Annotated in this window: 16 protein-coding genes; 11 read left to right on the forward strand and 5 right to left on the reverse strand. The window is 73.3% G+C overall.

Annotation, left to right across the window (positions count from 1 at the left end; translation table 11 throughout):
• The first annotated feature begins 166 nt into the window (after window positions 1–166).
• Together G7Z13_RS30955 and G7Z13_RS30960 are read left to right on the forward strand one after the other, a co-directional pair.
• A complete protein-coding gene (locus G7Z13_RS30955; RefSeq protein ID WP_166003736.1) occupies window positions 167–340 on the forward strand; it encodes a hypothetical protein in 174 nt (57 codons plus the stop codon).
• 57 nt (window positions 341–397) lie between these two features.
• Window positions 398–931, forward strand: coding sequence for a GNAT family N-acetyltransferase (locus G7Z13_RS30960; RefSeq protein ID WP_166003738.1), 534 nt, complete (start codon window positions 398–400; stop codon window positions 929–931).
• Here G7Z13_RS30960 and G7Z13_RS30965 read toward each other — a convergent pair.
• Window positions 928–2,355: an amidase gene (locus G7Z13_RS30965; RefSeq protein ID WP_166003740.1), complete on the reverse strand. Its 1,428-nt coding sequence runs from the start codon at window positions 2,353–2,355 to the stop codon at window positions 928–930. The genes G7Z13_RS30960 and G7Z13_RS30965 overlap by 4 nt on opposite strands.
• 236 nt (window positions 2,356–2,591) lie before the next feature.
• Here G7Z13_RS30965 and G7Z13_RS30970 point away from each other — a divergent pair, with 236 nt between their 5' ends.
• Window positions 2,592–3,935, forward strand: a complete 1,344-nt coding sequence (locus tag G7Z13_RS30970; RefSeq protein ID WP_166003742.1) for a polysaccharide lyase family 1 protein — start codon at window positions 2,592–2,594, stop codon at window positions 3,933–3,935.
• Window positions 3,936–4,028: 93 nt separating this feature from the next.
• On the opposite strand, the gene G7Z13_RS30975 is transcribed toward G7Z13_RS30970, so the two are convergent.
• Window positions 4,029–4,991, reverse strand: a complete 963-nt coding sequence (locus tag G7Z13_RS30975; protein WP_166003744.1) for a YihY/virulence factor BrkB family protein — start codon at window positions 4,989–4,991, stop codon at window positions 4,029–4,031.
• Between the two features lie 672 nt (window positions 4,992–5,663).
• Here G7Z13_RS30975 and G7Z13_RS30980 point away from each other — a divergent pair.
• Window positions 5,664–6,197: a 2'-5' RNA ligase family protein gene (locus G7Z13_RS30980; protein ID WP_166003747.1), complete on the forward strand. Its 534-nt coding sequence runs from the start codon at window positions 5,664–5,666 to the stop codon at window positions 6,195–6,197.
• Between the two features lie 77 nt (window positions 6,198–6,274).
• Here the strand turns inward: G7Z13_RS30980 and G7Z13_RS33920 are convergent, their stop codons facing one another.
• Complete coding sequence (locus tag G7Z13_RS33920) at window positions 6,275–6,577, reverse strand: hypothetical protein (protein WP_240926405.1); 303 nt, start codon at window positions 6,575–6,577, stop codon at window positions 6,275–6,277.
• A gap of 711 nt (window positions 6,578–7,288) precedes the next feature.
• On the opposite strand from G7Z13_RS33920, the gene G7Z13_RS30990 reads away from it, so the two are divergent.
• On the forward strand, window positions 7,289–10,120 hold the full coding sequence (locus tag G7Z13_RS30990) for a M4 family metallopeptidase (RefSeq protein ID WP_240926406.1): 2,832 nt from the start codon (window positions 7,289–7,291) through the stop codon (window positions 10,118–10,120).
• A 446-nt stretch (window positions 10,121–10,566) separates the two neighbouring features.
• Here G7Z13_RS30990 and G7Z13_RS30995 read toward each other — a convergent pair whose 3' ends face one another.
• On the reverse strand, window positions 10,567–11,055 hold the full coding sequence (locus G7Z13_RS30995; protein WP_166003750.1) for a helix-turn-helix domain-containing protein: 489 nt from the start codon (window positions 11,053–11,055) through the stop codon (window positions 10,567–10,569).
• Window positions 11,056–11,128: 73 nt separating this feature from the next.
• Here G7Z13_RS30995 and G7Z13_RS31000 point away from each other — a divergent pair, with 73 nt between their 5' ends.
• From G7Z13_RS31000 to G7Z13_RS31025, 6 genes are all read left to right on the forward strand, one after another.
• Window positions 11,129–11,500 (forward strand): hypothetical protein, encoded by a 372-nt coding sequence (locus tag G7Z13_RS31000; RefSeq protein ID WP_240926407.1) that lies wholly within the window; start codon window positions 11,129–11,131, stop codon window positions 11,498–11,500.
• Between the two features lie 372 nt (window positions 11,501–11,872).
• Window positions 11,873–12,166 carry a hypothetical protein gene (locus G7Z13_RS31005; protein WP_166003754.1) on the forward strand — a complete coding sequence of 98 codons (294 nt, stop codon included), beginning with the start codon at window positions 11,873–11,875 and terminating at the stop codon, window positions 12,164–12,166.
• Window positions 12,167–12,307: 141 nt separating this feature from the next.
• Entirely contained in the window at window positions 12,308–12,610 is a 303-nt protein-coding gene (locus tag G7Z13_RS31010; RefSeq protein ID WP_240926550.1) for an NIPSNAP family protein, read from the forward strand.
• Window positions 12,611–12,721: 111 nt separating this feature from the next.
• On the forward strand, window positions 12,722–14,065 hold the full coding sequence (locus G7Z13_RS31015; RefSeq protein ID WP_166003764.1) for an enolase C-terminal domain-like protein: 1,344 nt from the start codon (window positions 12,722–12,724) through the stop codon (window positions 14,063–14,065).
• Complete coding sequence (locus G7Z13_RS31020; RefSeq protein ID WP_166003766.1) at window positions 14,062–14,817, forward strand: SDR family oxidoreductase; 756 nt, start codon at window positions 14,062–14,064, stop codon at window positions 14,815–14,817. The genes G7Z13_RS31015 and G7Z13_RS31020 overlap by 4 nt, the downstream gene beginning before the upstream one ends.
• Window positions 14,814–15,770 carry an aldo/keto reductase gene (locus G7Z13_RS31025; protein WP_166003768.1) on the forward strand — a complete coding sequence of 319 codons (957 nt, stop codon included), beginning with the start codon at window positions 14,814–14,816 and terminating at the stop codon, window positions 15,768–15,770. Before G7Z13_RS31020 ends, G7Z13_RS31025 begins: the two co-directional genes overlap by 4 nt.
• Before the next feature lie 152 nt (window positions 15,771–15,922).
• Here G7Z13_RS31025 and G7Z13_RS31030 read toward each other — a convergent pair whose 3' ends face one another.
• Window positions 15,923–17,344, reverse strand: coding sequence for a lipase maturation factor family protein (locus G7Z13_RS31030; protein ID WP_166003770.1), 1,422 nt, complete (start codon window positions 17,342–17,344; stop codon window positions 15,923–15,925).
• Window positions 17,345–17,375 lie beyond the last annotated feature (31 nt).

A 17,375-nucleotide genomic window follows, 5' to 3' on the forward strand; every position in this document is an offset into this window, starting at 1 on the left:
CCATCGTCCGTCCCGGGACCAGCCGGCGCACAGCGGTCTGCCCTCCCGTGAGTTGTCGACGCCACCGCGTCCGGACGTATTGGACCCAGACCCGAGTGCGCGTCGCGCCGCGGACAGCGGACCGGCCGGCGAGCCCGAGGGTGACCCGACACATAAGGAGTGCGCGGTGACACCGGAGAAGAAGAATCGCGAGCAGCGGCCCAAGGAACGCACCGAGCGTGCGGGCCGCCGGCCCGGAGAGATCGGCAGCCTCGACGTGTGGGCCCGTTCGGCCCCGATCCGCCTGGCGGGCTACGAGGACGACCTCGCCGAGCCGCACATCCTGCCCAGCGTGGACTGACACCCTGGGCGGGGCTGCCGCGATCACCGGTCAGCTGGGCGTGCGAGACTCACGCCCATGCTGATCAGAGAAGCCACCGCCGACGACTGGCCGCGCATCTGGCCCTTCTGGCACCGCATCGTCGCCGCCGGCGAGACCTACAGCTGGGATCCCGGCACCGGCGAGGAAGCGGCCCGCGCGCTCTGGATGAGCCCGGCCAAGCGCGTCTACGTCGCCGAGGACCCCTCGGGAGCCGTCGTCGGCTCGGCCTACCTGATGCCCAACTACGGCGGTCCCGCCGCGGGCATCGCGAACGCCGGCTTCATGGTCGACCCCGACCAGGGCGGCCGGGGCATCGGCCGCGCCCTCGCCGAGCACGTCCTTGCCGAGGCCGCCGCGCACGGCTACCGGGGCATGGTGTTCAACGCGGTCGTCGAGACCAACCCGGCGGTCGCGCTGTGGACGTCCCTCGGGTTCACCATCCTCGGCACGGTGCCGGAGGCCTTCGACCACCCCCGGCACGGACTCGTCGGCCTGCACATCATGTACAAGGCCCTCCAGCCGGCCGGCCCGGCACCCCGGCCGGACGAGCGGGCCGCCCAGGGCCTCTAACCGAGCGGCGCGGTCCGCTCCCACGGCCGCAGCCGCTCCAACTGCCCCGCCAGCTGCAGCAGTCGCGCCTCCGCGCCCGGCCGGCCCACCAGCTGGACGGCGCACGGGGCGCCCGAGGGCAGCGTGCCGAGGGGCACGGCCATCGCGGGCCAGCCGGTGAGGTTCCAGGGAGGAGTCATCGGCGCGTACGCCGAGTTGGCCACGAGGTTGCGCAGCCAGCCCCGCTCGTGCCACGGCACCGCCCGCGGGGAGCGGCGGGCGAGCGCGGGGGTGAGCAGCACGTCGTACTCCTCGAAGAACGGCTCCAGCCGCCGGCGCAGCGCCTCGCGGGCCGACCCGGCGCGCACCCGCCCCGCGAACCGCCGCCCGACGGCCGCGTGGACGCGGGTACGCCGGGCCAGCAGCCGGGCGTCCAGCCCCTGGGCGTCGACCGAGGTGCCGGCCGTCCAGTGCGCCAGCGCGGTGAGCGCGAGCGAGCGCGGATAGGGCGGATCCGCGCGCCGCACCTGGTGCCCCGCCTTCATCAGCAGTCCGGCCGCCTCCCGCGCGGCGGCGGTGTACGGCTTGGTGACGACGGCCCCGGCGATCGGGGCGCGCAGCGACAGCGCGATCCTGCACGTGCCCGCCGTGCCCGCCGTGCCCGCCGTGCCCGCCGTGGCCGACGTCGTAGGCGTGCCCTGGGTGTCCTGCGTGTCGCGCGCGTCCGGTCGTACGCCCACGCCGTCGAAGCCCGCGTCCGCGAGGACGGACAGCATCAGCCGCGCGTCCGCGACGGTCGTGGCGAGCGGGCCGTTCTCCGCCATGCCGAACCAGTCGCCCCGGCCGATCCCCGCCGGGACCACGCCGTGGCCCGGCTTGACGGTGACCAGGCCGCAGTTGGCCGCCGGGATGCGCAGGGACCCCATGCCGTCGTTGCCGAGCGCGATCGGCACCATCCCGGCGGCCACGGCGGCGGCGCTGCCGCCCGACGAGCCACCCGCGGTGCGGGACAGGTCCCAGGGGTTGCGGGCAGTGCCGTGCACGCCCTCCGTCGTACCGAAGACGCACAGCTCCGGCACGTTCGTCAGCCCCACGACCACCGCGCCCGCCGCCCGCAGCCGGGCCACGGTGACGTGGTCCCGTTCGGCCGGTGTGTCCGCGGTCGCGGCCGAGCCGTTCCTGGTGGCCTCGCCGCGCACCGCCAGATTGTCCTTGACGGCCACGGGCACCCCGGCCAGCGGCAGCCCGGCCAGATCTCCGCGCGCCCCCACCTCGTCGGCCTCCCGCAGCGCCGCCTCCGTCCGCACCGTCCGGAAGGCACCGACCCGTCCGTCCAGCCGCTCGATGCGCGCCAGATGCTCCGCCACCACCTCCCGGGGCGTGACCTGCTTGTCCCGCACGGCGGCGGCGATCTCGACGGCGGTCCGTCCGACCCAGTTGGTCACGGGCGCTCCTCGGCGGATGAGTGGGCCTACTGGCGAGTACGGGAGCACTCTGCCCCGGCCCGCCGCGCCCTGTCGAGGGTGCGCGGGGCCCGGGCCGGCTGACGCGGCGCGCAGGCGGACGGACGACATCGCGCGGCGAAGGCGGGAGCGAAAAAGGCGCCGGCACGCGGCAACCTTTCACGGGCCGGCGGCCACTGTCAGGGCGCAACCTCGATCCTCCTCCGTAAGGAAGCCCTGTGGCTGCTCGCTCCCACCGCCGGTCCCTCCGTTCCCGTCGTGCCGCCGTCGTCTGCGCGGCCGTCGTGACCGCGGGCGTCGGCGCTGGTGTTCTCGTGATGAACGCCAACGCCGGGACCGTCGACCTGTACCACCAGACGCTCGCCGCGAAGGACGGCTGGGCGTCCTCCGGTGCGGGGACCACCGGTGGCACGAAGGCCGACGCCGCCCACACCTTCACCGTCTCCACCCGGGCGCAGCTCGTGAAGGCGCTGGGCTCGGTCTCCGACACCACGCCCCGCATCATCAAGATCAACGGCATGATCGACGCCAACACCGATGACAGCGGCAAGAAGCTGACCTGCGCCGACTACGCTTCCGGCACCGGCTACTCGCTGTCGGCCTACCTCAAGGCCTACGACCCGGCCACCTACGGCCGCTCCAAGCTGCCCTCCGGCACCCAGGAGACGGCGCGCGCCGCCGCCCAGGCCAAGCAGGGCAGGAACATCGTCTTCAAGGTGCCCGCCAACACGACGATCGTGGGCGTCCCCGGCACGAACGCGGGCCTCACCGGTGCCATGCTGCAGATCCAGAACGTGGACAACGTCATCATCCGCAACCTGACCTTCGCCGCCACCGAGGACTGCTTCCCGCAGTGGGACCCGACCGACGGCGACGACGGCAACTGGAACTCCAACTACGACTCGGTGTCCCTGCGCGGCGCGACCCACGTGTGGGCGGACCACAACACCTTCACCGATGCGCCGCACTTCGACAGCGCCAACCCGAAGTACTTCGGCCGCGAGTACCAGATGCACGACGGCGCCCTCGACATCACCAAGGGATCCGACCTGGTGACCGTCTCGCGCAACCAGTTCACCAACCACGACAAGACCATGCTGATCGGCAGCAGCGACACCGACAGCGTCGGCAAGCTGCGCGTCTCCATCCACCACAACGTGTGGAAGGGCATCACGCAGCGTGCCCCGCTGGCCCGCATCGGCCAGATCCACATCTACAACAACCACTACGACGTGACGCCCCTCAACGGGTACACGCCGCAGTACAGCATCAACTCCCGTGCCAAGGCCCAGGTCGTCGCGGAGAACAACTACTGGAAGCTGCCGTCCGGCGCGAAGGCCGCCAAGCTCCTCAGCGGTGACGGCACCGGCTCGGTCAAGGGCTCCGGCAACCTCGTCAACGGCACCGTGACCGACCTCGTCGCCGCCTACAACGCCGCCTCGTCCAAGGACCTGAAGACCACGGTCAACTGGGCCCCGGCCCTCACGGCGGGCCTGGAGGCCTCGGCGAGCGACCTGCCGGCGTCGCTGGCGGCGACGACCGGGGCGGGCGTGCTCACGTAGCACCCGAGACGCGCGAGGGCCGGGAGACCACGAGCCCCCGGCCCTCGCGTACCGCTGCCCGCCGCCGTCCGCGGCGCCACGGTGCGCTGCGCGTCAAGGGCCCGATCCGGGGTCGGGGTGGACCGGGTCGGTCAGTCCGGCCCGCGCCGCCTCGAGCTGGGCGGCGAAGGCCATGCCGAGGAACAGCGCGATGCCGGTGAGATTCGCCCACAGCAGCAGGGCCACGAACGCCGTGAGGGGACCGTACACGGCGCCGAAGGAACCGCTCCTGGCGACGTACAGGGTCAGCAGCCAGGTGGCGCCGACCCACAGCACGAGGTGCACGGCCGAGCCGAAGGCAAGCCAGGTGTAGCCGGGCTGATCGCGGCGCGGTGACCAGCGGAAGATGACCGCGGAGGCGATCCAGGCGAGTACCGCGCCGACCGGGAAGCGCACGGCGGCCCACCACGCCGGCATCCGTGGCCAGCCGAAGGCCTCGGCGGTCGACTCGCCCACCGCCTCGCCGGCCACCAGGACGAGGAAGCCGAGCACCATGGGGACGCCCGCGGCGAAGGCGAGCAGCAGGGCCCTGCCGTACTTGAGCGGGAAGGGGCGGTCGCGTTCGATGCCGTAGATGCGGTTGGCGCCGCGTTCCACCTGCCCCATGGCGGAGGCCAGATTGAGCACCGAGAACCCGAGGCCGAGCCAGAGTGCGACCGTGCTCCACACATCGGAGTGGGCGCTGCGCCGGGTCCCGGTCAGTGCCTCCTCGACCACCTCGGTGCTGGCTCCGGGCACGATCCGGCCCAGGGTCAGCTCGATGATCCGCCCGATACTCTCCGTGTGCGCCGCGGTGGCGACCCCTACCAGGGCGATGGTGAAGGGCAGCATGCCGAGCACGATCTGGAAACCGAGTCCGCGCGCGTTGGTGAAGCCGTCGGCGTACCGGAACCGCGCGAACGCGTCGGCCAGCAGTTGCACGCCGCCGTAGCGGCGCAGCGCGGTGAATGCCTCGTCGCCGGAGAGTTCCTCCCCGATCATGTCCCGTGTCTGCGGAACGTGTACGACTGTGCCCATCGTCTGCGTCTCCCTCACGGCCTGGCCCCGGGATACCGTGTGCCCGGCCGTGCCCGTCGCAGGCGTGCGGCGCGGCGCGCACCGCCGGGGCCGCCTCCGCTGCCGGGTCCCGCCTTCGGCTGTGTCCCGGGGGGGACCGGCCGACCAGGCGGGGGAGGGCCTGCGCCCGTGCCTGCGGCCGCGCGGCCGGCGGCGCGCCCGCTCTCCCGACCTGCGCCGCGTCGCGCCGGCTCTCCCGACCTGCGCCGCGTCGCGCCGGCTCTCCCGACCTGCGCCGCGTCGCGCCGTGTCGTCCCTGTCCGCAGCACCGCTGGTCGTGGCCGCCGGTGCCGCGGACCACGTGCTCGGCACCGACGCCGGCGTCCTGCGCGGGGACCGTCGCAGGGACCGTACGTCCGCGTATGTCCGCCCCGGAACCCGGCCGGGAAGGCCTCCTCGTCACGGCTCCGGCGTCCCTGCGTGGCCGGCCGACCGCCGCGGCCGGGTCCGGGACGGCACGCTGAATGCCGTACCGGGCGGTATGCCGGACCCCGTCCGGCCCGCCGCCGCTCATCTGCTGCGCGCTCCGGCCGAACCGGCCCCCTCGGCAGCGCCGCCCGCACGGCGCTCCGCCGCTGTGGGTTTTCCACCGCCGAGGCGAAACCGCGGGCGATCGCGGCTAGGCTCGGCATGGTGCGCACGGTCGAGCTCCTGCTGGACGAGGCGGCGGACGCGGCGGTCCGGGAGGCCTGGCGACGGCTCGCTGACGCGGGGCTGCCCAGCCAGGCGCGCCACCGCTCACCGACCAACAGCCCGCACCTCACCTTGGCCGCCTGCCCGGAGCTGACCGCCCCGATCCGCTGGGCACTCGCCGATGTGGCCGCCGCCCTGCCGCTGCCGGCGCGGTGTACGGGCGTGGTCCGCTTCGCACGGCCCACCTCGGTACTGGCCTGGGCGCTGGACCTCGACGAGGCGCTGGCCGGTCTGCACCGCCGGGTGTGGGAGGCGGTGGTCTCGGACAGCCCGCCCGAGACCCTCAACCCCTTCCACGCACCCGCGCGCTGGAGCCCGCACATCACCCTCGGCCGGACCCGGCGGGCCGGTGCCTTCGCCGGCCGGCGGGTCTGCGAGGTGCTGCCGGCGCCGCCGCTGTCGGTCCGGCTCACCACCCTGCGCAGCTACGACACCGAAACCGGCGCCCTGGAGGTACTGGGACCCCGCTCCTGACCCGCCCCACCCCTCGTCCGCCCCCGGCGCTGCCCGCCCTCACGAACGCCGTGAGCCGGACCCGGACGACGCCCCGCTCACCGAAGGAGGCGGGTGACCGGCTCGGGAAGGACGTCGCAGAGGTCGGTGATGCGGACGTGAGCGGCATGCGTGGCGGTGAACTCGCGTATCGCGACGTCCGGTGAGCCGAAGACCGATGCGAAGGTGCGCAGCGCGCCGGGTGAACGGTCCAGTGCCCACGCCGCGGTGGAGGCGCTGGAGCGCAGGAAGCGCGCGGGTTCCGGGCCGATGACGAAGAGGTCGGCGGCACGCCCGGAGCGGTCAGCATGGTCAAGTCCTTGAAGACCTGCCGCTTGCGCATGGCGTCGGCACCGCGCCACCGGGCGAGCTTGAACTCCGCCACGCGCCGGTCCGTTTCCAGGTCGTACGGCCGGCCCGGGTCGTTGCCGGCCCCGAGGGAAGGCCGCCGGGAGATCCGCTCGCCCTCCTCCAGGATGTGCGGCAGCGCCAGTATGATCGCCGACGCGTGAATGAGGTCGCTGATCCGGCCGAGGCTCTCCCGCACGGTGAGCGCGGAGGCGAGGAGACCGGGGTCCACCCCGCCCTGGCCGGCGACTTGGACGGCATGTGCCGCGTCCGCCCCGTCAAGGCCGTGTTCCAGTGCGGCAAGGGCCTCGGTGAGCGGCGCGCGGCGAGCGAACCGGGCAAGCGTGTCCACCGCCGCGCTCAGGTCGTCGGGAGCGAGGGGCGTCCCTGGTGCCGGTCGTGTTCCGGTCGCGTCTGTGCTGTCCACCTCGTCATGGTGACGTGTGTCCGGGGATGCCGGGGCGCAACGAACGGAAGTACGCCCGAACCCGACGACAGGCTCCGACCGGGACGGGGCATCCGCCGCTCCATATGAGCAGGCGCCCAGCCCGCCGGCGCCCCGCCCGGCGGCGTCAGCTCGGGCGGGGCCGGAAATGAACCGTGGACATCCGCGCACCATTGATGACTCGGCGCGTCGTGGGTTTCACTGCACCGCCCGGCGGTGGCCTCCGCCGGCTCGACCATCATCAACTGGGGGGACTGTGCGTCGGTCCAGAGCGAGTTCCGTGAGACAGCCGGGGTGGCCCGGGGCACGAAGAGCCGGCATATCGGGTGCGGCGGCGCTGATCGGCGTCGCCGCACTCGTCGTCCCGGTGGCCCCCGCCGCCGCGACGGCGGCCGAGGCGGCACCACCGCCGAGCCCGCAAGAGGTGATCCCCGGGCAGCGCACGCAGACGCCCGCCCTGGTGGAGGGCATCCGGCAGCCGGCTCCGGCGGCGGGGGACGCGGCCGGAGCGGCCCGTGCGTACCTCGCCGCACAGCGCGACACGTACCGCATCGCCAACGCCGTCCGGGACCTGCGGCCCGCCGGGACCGTCACCGAGGGCAAGCGGGAGACCGTGCGGCTGCGGCAAAGGCACCAGGGCGTGCCGGTCCTGGGTGGCCAGTACGTCGTCCGCATGGAGAAGTCGGCGGACGGCTCACGGGTCGTCACCGGAACGTCCGGCAAGTACTTCACCGGGCTGCGCACGGACACCGCGGCCGAGGTCGGCGACGAGCTCGCGGTGGAGCGCGCGGTCGACGCCGTCCTGGACGACCTGGGCCGCGAGCGGTTCGCCGGGCACGGGACGGGCGGGCGGGACGAGTCGGCGCCGCCGCTCACCGGCACCTCGCACGGCCTGGTCGTCCTGCCCAGCGGTACGGGTGTGCTCACCCGGCACGTCACCGTGCGCGGCACCGACCCGGCCCTCGGCGAGCCGGTGCTGCGCGAGGTCTACATCGACGCGCGGGCCGGCTATCCGGTCCTCCAGTACAGCGGTATCAAGACGTTCGGCGCCCCGAAGACAGCCGACGGGAAGCCGCCGGCCGACGGCGCGCCGAGCGCGCGCCGGCTCGCCCCCGCCGCCGAGACCGGCTCGGGCGTCAAGCTGGACGGTACGACCGTCGCCCTGGACATCACCCACGACGAGGAGCGCGGCGCCTACCTGCTGCGCGACCGCTCCCGTCACCCGGAGGACAGCGGCAACGCCATCGTGACCTGGGACGCGCGCGGCAAGTGGGCCAGCCAGTGGGCCGGGACGTGGCCCGAGACCCTGCAGGAGTTCGGCTCGCCCACCCCGGCCTTCGGCGCCGAGGCGACCGAGGCGGGCGCGGTGGACGCGCACTGGGCCGCGGCGCGGGTCCACGACCACTACAAGGACCGGCACGGCCGGGACAGCCTGGACGGGCGGGGCATGACGGTCAACTCCCTCGTCGGGGTCACCGACTACGGGCAGCCCTACGTCAACGCCTTCTGGGACGGCAGCAAGATGGTCTACGGCTCCGGCGACGCCGAGTACCGTCCGCTCGCCGCCGCACTGGACGTCGTCGGCCACGAGATGACGCACGGAGTCGTCGAGCACACCGCCGACCTCGTCTACGCCGGCCAGTCCGGAGCGCTGAACGAGGCGATCGCGGACTACTTCGGCAACGCCGTCGAGACGGACGTGCTCGGCATTCCCATGGACAGCCCGGACTCGGGGCTCGTGGGCGAGGCGCTGTGCCGCACCAAGTCGCCGCGCGAGTGCGCCTTCCGCGACCTGGACGACGGACGGACCACCACCGCGTCGTTCCTCGGCGTGGGCTTCGGCACCGACAACGGCGGCGTCCACCTCAACTCCACCATCTTCGCCGGCGCACTGTGGGACATCCGCCAGGACCTCCGCCCCGAACTGGCCGACCGGATCGTCTACAAGGCGCTCACCGAGTACCTCACCCCGCTCGACGGCTTCACCGAGGGGCGGGCCGCCGTGCTCGCGGCCGCACGGGACCTGGGCGTCACGGGCCGGGACCTGACGGCCGTCCGGCGCGCCTTCAACGCCCATGGCATCGTGCCGAACTGGGAGCTGGCCCTCGGCATCGACTCCGACGTCCTGCTCGAACGCGTCAACACCTACGACTCGCGTCTGGGCGCGGGCGGCGGCTGGTGGGCGGCGTCCCGGTCGAACGAGGAGGGGTCCGAGCCGTACTCCGTGTGGGCCGGCCGCACCGACGGCAAGGGCGAGCGGAAGCTGATGAGCCCCAACGACGGCCGTTACCACGTCAATCCGGCGACGGACGGCACCACCGTGGTGTGGTTCGCGTACGGTTCCGGCCCCGTGGAGGTGCTGGCCCGGCCGCTGGCGGGCGGTCCCGTGAGGAAGCTGTGGTCCGGCCGTGGCGTGGGCTCCTCGGTGGACGTCGAGGGCGACGTCGTGACGTTCGAGCACCACAATCATGGCGGGCGCCGGGGGGTGACGTACCTGAGCCTGAAGGATCCGGCGAACAAGGTGTCGCTCGGCGGCGGCACCTACAGCCAGGCGTTCTTCCCGTCGGTGAGCGGCAACAAGGTGGCGTATCAGACCAGACACCGGGTGACCGGCAGCACGTACGAGTACGCCACCCGGATCGTGGACGTCGTGACCGGCGAGAGCACGGTGGTCCACCAGGCCGCACCGGGGGCCGCGCTGGGCCCGACGGCGATCACCGGCGAGCACGTCTACTGGCTGCTGGACGAGATCGACCAGAACGGTACGACAGCCCTGCGCCGCGCCGCGCTCGACGGCTCCGGCGTCACGGACCTCAGCCCGGAGACCGGCCCCGCGGCGTTGAACGTCCGCGATCTCACGGTCTCGCGGGAGGCCGTCACGATGGAGGCCCGGACACCGGTCGCCGAGATGCGCAACGAGTACCTCGCCAAGCTGTGGCAGTTCCCGTCGGCGGGCGACGACGCAACACCGCACCGCAGCCGGGTTTCCTGCAACCGCGGCGAGCAGCTGTCGGCCGCGGCGGCCGCGGGCACCCAGGTGCTGTGGCTGGACGCCACCACCGGCGTCAGCGACGTGGTCACCCGAACCAAGCCGGCCGGCACCTGCGGCTGACCCGCACCGGACCCGGCAGGCGTGCGTGAGCGCGTGCCGCTCGAAGCCGGGCGGAACAGCCACCGGGCCGGCCACGCCACAGGCGGCGGCCGGCCCGGTGGCCGCGGGACGACCGTATGGGTGCCCTGGCGCCGCAGGTGGCCGCGGGTGGCACGTCAAGCATGCGCGCGGTCGGCCGCGACGGCCCGGGTGGCGAGAGGGCCTGGCCCCGGGTGAGGGATCGGCCGGTACCGCGGCCGGCTGACCACGAAGATCCCTCGGTCCGCGACGGGCGATGATTCACCTGGTCCCCCGCGACTAGCGGGGCCGACCTGGCGTCGTCGGTGAAAGCAGCGACTTCGTCCGTTGGTTCGGGCAGTGGTAAGCGATCGCGGGTGGAAACATCCTGGGGAGAAGTGAGAGCGGCTATGACAGCAGGCAGGGCTGTGCCGACTGCGCCAAGCCCGCTAACGCGGCTGTGCCTTGGGATGCTGGTCGCCCGCCTGCTCCAAGGCGGCTTCGTAGGCGTGCAGGGCGGTGATGACCGTGGCGCGTTCCGCGGGGTTGAGACCGCGCATGACGCGTTCCCAGGCAGAGGCGCTGCCAGAGAGCCATTCGCCGATCGGAGCGGCGTAGGCGGGGGCGATGGCGATGATGCGGCGGCGGCGGTCGGCGAGATCGGCAGTGCGCTGCAGGACGCCCAGCCGTGACAGCTCGCTGACCATGAGGCTGACGGTCGTCGGGGCCACCTCCAGCCGGGCGGCCAGGTCGTTGACGCTGGTGGGACCGTCGTACTCCAAGTGGGCCAGCAGCGCGAGATGCCGCGGTGCCAGGTCCAGACCCTGGAGCGCCGGAGGGATGGGCAGGCGCTTGGCGCGGCCGACGAGGCGGGGCATGAGCAACAGCAGGGTGCGAACTGCCTCATCGACGGCTGGACCGTCCGATTGCGTGGACATCGGTGACCTCTCCCAGATACCTTTGAGGTCAAAGGCTTTGTCTTCAAAGGGAACGAGGCCCACTATGCCGCATATGACGGTCCACCTTCCGGAGAACAGGCTGACCGGCAAGGAACCCGTGCTCGTCGCCGCGCTGACTGACGCGATCGTCGATGTCTATGGCGAATGGGTCCGTGACCTCGTCAGTATCCGCCTGGCCGGAGTCCCCGCAGGCCGTTTCGCGCAGGGCGGCGAAGTCGTGGACGCAAAAGCCTCAGTGGTCTTGGGCGTCCGAGCCGGCGTCTTCGACCGCCCCGATGCCGCTCAGATCACCGCGCGCCTAGGCGCCGCGCTCACCGACGCGATCACGCGCGTCGTCGGCGATGACCTTCGCACCGGCACCATGGTCGAACTCGTGGCGTCACCGCCAGAACGCACCTTCGTCGGCGGCGTCCCCACCGTGTGACCTCCAAAGTGGGAGCGGAAGGCGGTCTGGCGTTCGACTTCCACTCGGCGACGGTAGAGGCACAGCCCCGGGCGACTGCGGCTCCGAGGTTGTCGTGGCGGACCTTCACGGTAGGCAGTCCGCCCCGGGCGCTCAGAGCGTGGACGTCGCCTTCGAGAAGCGCTTGCCTGGCCGGGGCGGACACGAGATCCGTGGCTTTTCCCGAGCACGACGACCGGACGCGAACAGGCAGCAGGTCACCAGCTCCTCGGCCGGCCTCACTGTGACAAGGGCTGTTCGTCCGCCGAACGACGCGACGCGCAGGAAGCACCCATCAGTGAAGGCGCACAACACGCCCCGATGAACAAGGTGCACCGGGGTACACGGCACGCCATGACGTCTACAACCGATCACGTCGTGCCCTCGCGAACCACGCGGCAACTGCGCCGGGTCCGTGCCTTCTACGCGGGAGGCGTCCTGCTGTGGGCGGTGTTGACCGCCTGGACGGGCTGGCGGTTGCCCGGCAGCCGCCAGATGTGGGTGTCCACCCTCCTCCTGGCCGTCTTCAGCGGCCTCCTGCTCACCGCCTCCCTGTGGTTGCAGCGTCTTCGGCCCGCGAGCTCGCCCGGTCCGGTGCGCCATGCTGCGTCGCGCAAGGCGACCACCCCGCGTCAGGCACGAGCCTGACGCGCCGTCAGGCGGCCGCGTTGGCCCGCCCACCCCGTGCCGCGCCACCACGCAGCCGTCGGCGCGGCCCGCGGGACCGGGGCCGCGGCGGACAGCCCGGCCGCCTGACCGCGTTAGCCTCGGGGGGTGATTACCTGCGTGGTGGAGTACGTGATCGATCCTGCGAAGATCGAGTCGTTCGAGCGTTTCGGGCGCCGCTGGATGGAGCTGGTCGACCGACACGGAGGGACCCACCACGGGTACTTCCTGCCGGCGGAGGGCGCCAGCGACAAGGCGCTCGCTCTGTTCAGCTTTCCCAGCCTCGCCGCCTACGAGGGGTACCGGGCCCTGTTCGGCAAGGATCCCGAGTTCATCGAAGCGGACCGCATCAGGGATGAAAGCGGTTGCGTCCTGCGCTACGAGCGCACCTTCATGCGCCCGCTCCTACCCGGGTCCGCCCAGTGACCTGAGGCGGACATGCGTCGGAACCTCCCACTCCGGCCACACCACGACCTCCCCGAGCCGCTGTACGCCGCATGGCGGCGGCCAGCCGCACCGGTCTGGTACACATGCGGGATGACGCCCTCCACCGCACGCGTCACCGCCGTCGACACCTACGACATCCGCTTCCCCACCTCGCGCGAGCTGGACGGCTCCGACGCGATGAACCCCGACCCCGACTACTCGGCCGCCTACCTCGTGCTGCGCACCGACGCCGCAGACGGCCACGAGGGCCACGGCTTCGCCTTCACCATCGGGCGGGGCAACGACGTCCAGGTCGCGGCGATCGAGGCCCTGCGCGCCCACGTGCTCGGACGGTCCGTCGACGCCCTGTGCGCCGACCCCGGCGCGCTCAGCCGGGACCTGGTCGGCGACAGCCAACTGCGCTGGCTGGGACCGGAGAAGGGCGTGATGCACATGGCGATCGGCGCCGTCGTCAACGCCGTCTGGGACCTCGCCGCCCGGCGCGCCGGAAAGCCGCTGTGGCGGCTGCTCGCCGACGCCGAACCCGAGTGGCTGGCCGGCCAGGTCGACTACCGGTACCTCACCGACGCCCTCACCCCCGAGGACGCCCTCGCCCTGCTGCGGCGCGGCCGCGAGGGCGCCGGCGAACGGCGGACCCGGCTGCTGGCGCGCGGCTGCCCCGCCTACACCACCTCGCCCGGCTGGCTCGGCTACGACGACGAGAAGCTGACCCGGCTCGCCCGCCGCGCCGTCGCCGACGGCTTCACCCAGATCAAGCTCAAGGTCGGCGCCGACCTCGACGACGACATCCGCCGCTGCCGCACCGCGCGCGCCGCCATCGGCCCGCACATCCGCCTGGCCGTCGACGCCAACCAGCGCTGGGACGTGGCCGAGGCGATCCGCTGGACCAGGGCACTGGCCCCGTTCGACCCGTACTGGATCGAGGAACCCACCAGCCCCGACGACATCCTCGGCCACGCCGCGATCCGCCGCGCCGTCGCCCCCGTGCGGGTCGCCACCGGCGAGCACGCGCAGAACCGGATCATCGTCAAGCAGCTCCTCCAGGCCGGCGCCGTCGACGTCCTCCAGCTCGACGCCGCCCGCGTCGGCGGCGTCAACGAGAACCTGGGGATCCTGCTGCTCGCCGCCCGCTTCCAGGTCCCGGTCTGCCCGCACGCCGGCGGCGTCGGACTGTGCGAACTCGTCCAGCACCTGGCCATGTTCGACTACCTCGCGGTCTCCGGCACCACCGAGGACCGCGTCATCGAGTACGTCGACCACCTCCACGACCACTTCCTCGACCCGGTGGTCATCCGGGACGGGCACTACACCGCACCCACCGCGCCCGGCTTCTCGGCCGCCCTGCGGCCCGGGTCGATCGCGCGGTACACGTTCCCCGGCGGCGCCTTCTGGGCCGCCGACCGCGCCGGACGCAGGAAGGGAGAGCCGGCATGAGCGACTTCGAGGGCCTGCGGGCCCTGGTGACGGGCGGCGCCTCCGGCATCGGCCGGGCCACCGCCGAGCTGCTGGCCGAGCGCGGCGCCCGCGTCGCCGTCCTCGACCGGGACCCGGCGACGGTCCGCCCACCCCTCCTGGCCTACCGCGCGGACGTCACCGACGACACCGCCGTGCGCCGGGCGGTCTCGGCCGCCGCCGAGGACCTGGGCGGGCTGGACATCCTGGTCAACAACGCGGGCGTCGGCGCGCAGGGCACCGTCGAGGACAACGACGACGCCGAATGGCACCGCGTCCTCGACGTCAACGTCGTCGGCCTGGTCCGCACCGCCCGCGCCGCCCTGCCGCACCTGCGCCGCTCCGCCCACGCCGCCGTCGTCAACACCTGCTCGATCGCCGCCACCGCGGGCCTGCCGCAGCGCGCCCTGTACAGCGCGACCAAGGGCGCCGTGTACTCCCTCACCCTCGCCATGGCCGCCGACCACGTCCACGAGGGCATCCGCGTCAACTGCGTCAACCCCGCAACCGTCGACACGCCGTGGATCGGCCGCCTCCTCGACGCCGCCGCCGACCCGGCCGCCGAACGCGCCGCCCTGGCGGCCCGCCAGCCCACCGGCCGGCTGGTCACCGCCGCCGAGGTAGCGGGCGCCATCGCCTACCTGGCGAGCCCGCTGTCCGGCGCCACCACCGGCACCGCGCTCGCCGTCGACGGCGGCATGCACGGCCTGCGCCCGCGCCCGGCGGCCCGATGAGCGCCGCCCTCGCCTTCGGCGCCGCCGCGCTCGGCAACCTGTACACGGAGGTCACCGACGAGCAGGCGTACGCCGCCGTGGCCGCCGCCTGGCGGCAGGGCATCCGCGCCTTCGACACCGCCCCGCACTACGGCCTCGGTCTGTCCGAACGCCGGCTCGGCGCCGCCCTGCGCGCACACCCCCGCGACGCCTACACCCTGTCCACGAAGGTCGGCCGCCGCCTGGAGCCCTGCGACGGCACCGGCGACGACCTCGCGAACGGCTTCGCGGTCCGCGCCACCCACCGCCGGGTCTGGGACTTCACCGCCGACGGCATCCGCCGCACCCTGGACGCCAGCCTGGAACGGCTCGGCGTCGACCGCGTCGACACCGTCTACCTCCACGACCCCGACGACCACGCCGAACAGGCCTTCCGCGAGGGCTACCCGGCACTGGAGCGGCTGCGCGCCGAAGGTGTCGTCGGCGCCATCGGCGCGGGCATGAACCAGACCGCGATGCTCACCCGCTTCGTCCGCGACACCGACGTCGACGTGGTGCTGTGCGCCGGCCGCTACACCCTCCTCGACCAGAGCGCCCTCACCGACCTGCTGCCCGCGGCCGCCGACCGCGGCACGGCCGTCGTCCTCGGCGGTCCCTTCAACTCCGGGCTGCTGGCCGACCCGAAGCCCACCGCCACCTACGACTACGCCCAGGCGCCCCCTCGGCTGCTGGAGCGCGCCCTGCGGCTGAAGGCGCTCGCCGAGGCGCACGGCACGACCCTGCGCGCCGCCGCCCTGGCCTTCTGCGCCGCGCACCCGGCCGTCACCGCCGTCCTCGTCGGCGCCCGCTCCGCCGCCGAGGTCGACGACTGCGCCGCACAGTTCCGCGGCCCCGTCCCGGCGGCCTTCTGGCAGGAAGCGCGCACCACCGGCCTGCTGCCCGCCGACGCACCCCTGCCCGGTGACGCCTTGTGACCGGGGCGCCCCGTGACTGAGGACGCCCCGTGACTGAGGACGCCCCGTGACCGCCGACACCCCCGAGCCCGCCCGGGACCCGGGGTGATCCGGCGCCGCACGGCGAGCGCGGCCCCGCCCCACCACGTCCACGCGGGGACCACCACCCGCCCCTACGGCCGCCGGGCGGCCCCGGCCAGCCGGGTCGGCGGCAGGAACTCTCGGACATAGGTACGGTGCCAGCACGCGCCGGTCTCCCGCAGCTCCCGCCAGGTGGTGTACCGGTAGCGGAACAGCCGGGCGCGGATGTGGCGGGGCGGCTCGTCGGGCGGGAAGGGGGAGCGGCGCAGCAGCCTCAGGGTGTCGCGGTCGTTCTCCAGCAGCCGCTCCACCAGCGCGCCGAACCAGGTCCCCGCGTAGGCGGGCGACAGCGCGGCGAACCACATCATCCAGTCCAGCCGCAGGTGGTAGGGCGCGAACTGGCGCGGCCAGCGCCGGGGATCGCCGGGCTTGCCCTTGAACTCGTACTCCCGCCAGTCGGAGTCCTCGCGCGGCACGGCGTCCGCGGTGCCCTCGACCACCACCTCGTACCGCACCCGGCTGACGCTGCCGAACGCGCCGTAGGTGTTGACCAGGTGGAGCGGGTCGAAGGACCGGTTCATGACCTGGCGGCGGGAGACCATGTTCGCGACGGGCCGATAGCTCAGGAACAGCAGCAGCGCGGCCACCGCGAGCACCACCACCACGTACCAGGGCGGGGCGTCCGGCACGGGCGGCGGGTCGGCGGGGAACCGCACCGCGGACAGGGCCAGCACGATGGTGATCCAGTTGAGCCAGGAGAAGTTGCCGGACAGCACCAGCCACAGCTGGGTGACGATCATCAGCGCGGCGGCGGCCGAGGCGACCGGCTGCGGAGCGAAAAGGAGGAAGGGCACGGCCAGCTGGGTGACGTGGTTGGCGGCCACCTCCACCCGGTGCAGGGGCTTGGGCAGATGGTGGAAGAACCAGCTCAGCGGGCCCGGCATCGGCTGGGTCTCGTGGTGGTGGTCCAGGCAGGTCAGCTTCCGCCAGCAGGCGTCGCCGCGCAGCTTGATCAGGCCCGCGCCGAACTCGACCCGGAACAGGATCCAGCGCAGCAGGAACAGCACCACGACCGGCGGGGCCACCTCGTCGTTGCCGAGGAACACCGCGAGGAACCCGGTCTCCAGCAGCAGCGACTCCCAGCCGAAGCCGTACCACGTCTGGCCGACGTTGACGATCGACAGGTACAGCGCCCACGGCACCAGCCACAGCAGCATCGCCGCCCACAGCGGCAGCAGCCCGTCGACGCCCGCGAGGAGCGCCGCCGAGACCGTGACGCCCGTCCAGGCGCAGGCCGCGAAGAAGCGGTCCGAGTAGTGCAGCTGGAACAGGCTGGGCGCCTGCCGGAACGGCACCCGCGCGACATAGCGGGGGATCGGCAGCATCCCGCGCGAGCCGAGCAGCGCCCGGAACTGCAGGGCGGCGGTCAGGAACGCGACCAGGTAGACGGCGGCCAGCGCCCGCTGGAAGACCAGCCGGCTCAGCCAGTAGTCGGATGCGGTGAACCAGTCCACGGCCGTTGCACTCCTCTCCCTCCATTCTGGT

The organism is Streptomyces sp. JB150, assembly GCF_011193355.1.
Taxonomy (GTDB): Bacteria; Actinomycetota; Actinomycetes; order Streptomycetales; family Streptomycetaceae; genus Streptomyces.

What these genes read in the sequence shown, in the direction of transcription:
- G7Z13_RS31020 (WP_166003766.1), top strand. Translation starts at nt 14,062, where the DNA reads ATGAGCGACTTCGAGGGCCTGCGGGCCCTGGTGACGGGCGGCGCCTCC.
- G7Z13_RS31025 (WP_166003768.1), top strand. Translation starts at nt 14,814, where the DNA reads ATGAGCGCCGCCCTCGCCTTCGGCGCCGCCGCGCTCGGCAACCTGTAC.
- G7Z13_RS31000 (WP_240926407.1), top strand. Translation starts at nt 11,129, where the DNA reads ATGACGGTCCACCTTCCGGAGAACAGGCTGACCGGCAAGGAACCCGTG.
- G7Z13_RS30960 (WP_166003738.1), top strand. Translation starts at nt 398, where the DNA reads ATGCTGATCAGAGAAGCCACCGCCGACGACTGGCCGCGCATCTGGCCC.
- G7Z13_RS30975 (WP_166003744.1), bottom strand. Translation starts at nt 4,991, where the DNA reads ATGGGCACAGTCGTACACGTTCCGCAGACACGGGACATGATCGGGGAG.
- G7Z13_RS31005 (WP_166003754.1), top strand. Translation starts at nt 11,873, where the DNA reads ATGACGTCTACAACCGATCACGTCGTGCCCTCGCGAACCACGCGGCAA.
- G7Z13_RS31015 (WP_166003764.1), top strand. Translation starts at nt 12,722, where the DNA reads ATGACGCCCTCCACCGCACGCGTCACCGCCGTCGACACCTACGACATC.
- G7Z13_RS30995 (WP_166003750.1), bottom strand. Translation starts at nt 11,055, where the DNA reads ATGTCCACGCAATCGGACGGTCCAGCCGTCGATGAGGCAGTTCGCACC.